Origin of the sequence: Paeniglutamicibacter antarcticus (assembly GCF_039544305.1) — a bacterium.
Classification (GTDB): domain Bacteria; phylum Actinomycetota; class Actinomycetes; order Actinomycetales; family Micrococcaceae; genus Paeniglutamicibacter; species Paeniglutamicibacter antarcticus_C.
Genome location: NZ_BAABLK010000063.1, coordinates 1 through 1775 on the forward strand (window position 1 = coordinate 1; position 1775 = coordinate 1775).

Genomic DNA, 1775 nt, shown 5'->3' on the forward strand with positions numbered 1-1775 from the left:
TTTGAGAACTCAATAGTGTGCCAAGTTTGTTGATACCAATTTATTTATTTTATTGGTGAATGGTTTTTAGGTGTACACCTCCGTGTGCATGCTAGGAGCAATTTGCCGGGATTTTTTTACTTGGTGCAACCCGGTCGACTTTTTCCAGTTGATGTGTTGGTTGTGTCTGTATTTTTTTACGGAGAGTTTGATCCTGGCTCAGGATGAACGCTGGCGGCGTGCTTAACACATGCAAGTCGAACGATGACTTTTGTGCTTGCACAAGATGATTAGTGGCGAACGGGTGAGTAACACGTGAGTAACCTGCCCTTGACTCTGGGATAAGCCTGGGAAACTGGGTCTAATACTGGATATGCACCGTGGACCGCATGGTTCTTGGTGGAAAGATTTATTGGTCAGGGATGGACTCGCGGCCTATCAGCTTGTTGGTGAGGTAATGGCTCACCAAGGCGACGACGGGTAGCCGGCCTGAGAGGGTGACCGGCCACACTGGGACTGAGACACGGCCCAGACTCCTACGGGAGGCAGCAGTGGGGAATATTGCACAATGGGCGAAAGCCTGATGCAGCGACGCCGCGTGAGGGATGACGGCCTTCGGGTTGTAAACCTCTTTCAGTAGGGAAGAAGCGAAAGTGACGGTACCTGCAGAAGAAGCGCCGGCTAACTACGTGCCAGCAGCCGCGGTAATACGTAGGGCGCAAGCGTTATCCGGAATTATTGGGCGTAAAGAGCTCGTAGGCGGTTTGTCGCGTCTATCGTGAAAGTCCGAGGCTCAACCTCGGATCTGCGGTGGGTACGGGCAGACTAGAGTGATGTAGGGGAGACTGGAATTCCTGGTGTAGCGGTGAAATGCGCAGATATCAGGAGGAACACCGATGGCGAAGGCAGGTCTCTGGGCATTAACTGACGCTGAGGAGCGAAAGCATGGGGAGCGAACAGGATTAGATACCCTGGTAGTCCATGCCGTAAACGTTGGGCACTAGGTGTGGGGGACATTCCACGTTTTCCGCGCCGTAGCTAACGCATTAAGTGCCCCGCCTGGGGAGTACGGCCGCAAGGCTAAAACTCAAAGGAATTGACGGGGGCCCGCACAAGCGGCGGAGCATGCGGATTAATTCGATGCAACGCGAAGAACCTTACCAAGGCTTGACATGTGCTAGATCGCCATAGAAATATGGTTTCCCCTTTGGGGCTGGTTCACAGGTGGTGCATGGTTGTCGTCAGCTCGTGTCGTGAGATGTTGGGTTAAGTCCCGCAACGAGCGCAACCCTCGTTCCATGTTGCCAGCACGTAGTGGTGGGGACTCATGGGAGACTGCCGGGGTCAACTCGGAGGAAGGTGGGGACGACGTCAAATCATCATGCCCCTTATGTCTTGGGCTTCACGCATGCTACAATGGCCGGTACAATGGGTTGCGATACTGTGAGGTGGAGCTAATCCCAAAAAGCCGGTCTCAGTTCGGATTGGGGTCTGCAACTCGACCCCATGAAGTCGGAGTCGCTAGTAATCGCAGATCAGCAACGCTGCGGTGAATACGTTCCCGGGCCTTGTACACACCGCCCGTCAAGTCACGAAAGTTGGTAACACCCGAAGCCGGTGGCCTAACCCCTTGTGGGAGGGAGCCGTCGAAGGTGGGACCGGCGATTGGGACTAAGTCGTAACAAGGTAGCCGTACCGGAAGGTGCGGCTGGATCACCTCCTTTCTAAGGAGCAACTAGCACCATCTCAGCGGATCCTCTGTGGTTTGTTGGTGGGTGTTCAGTGCTGCTCGTTTC

At 54.2% G+C, this 1775-nt stretch carries 1 rRNA gene; it reads left to right on the forward strand.

The annotated features are described in order from the left end of the window. Positions 1-175 precede the first annotated feature (175 nt). Positions 176-1703 (forward strand): 16S ribosomal RNA (locus ABEA12_RS15080). The last annotated feature ends 72 nt before the right edge of the window (positions 1704-1775 follow it).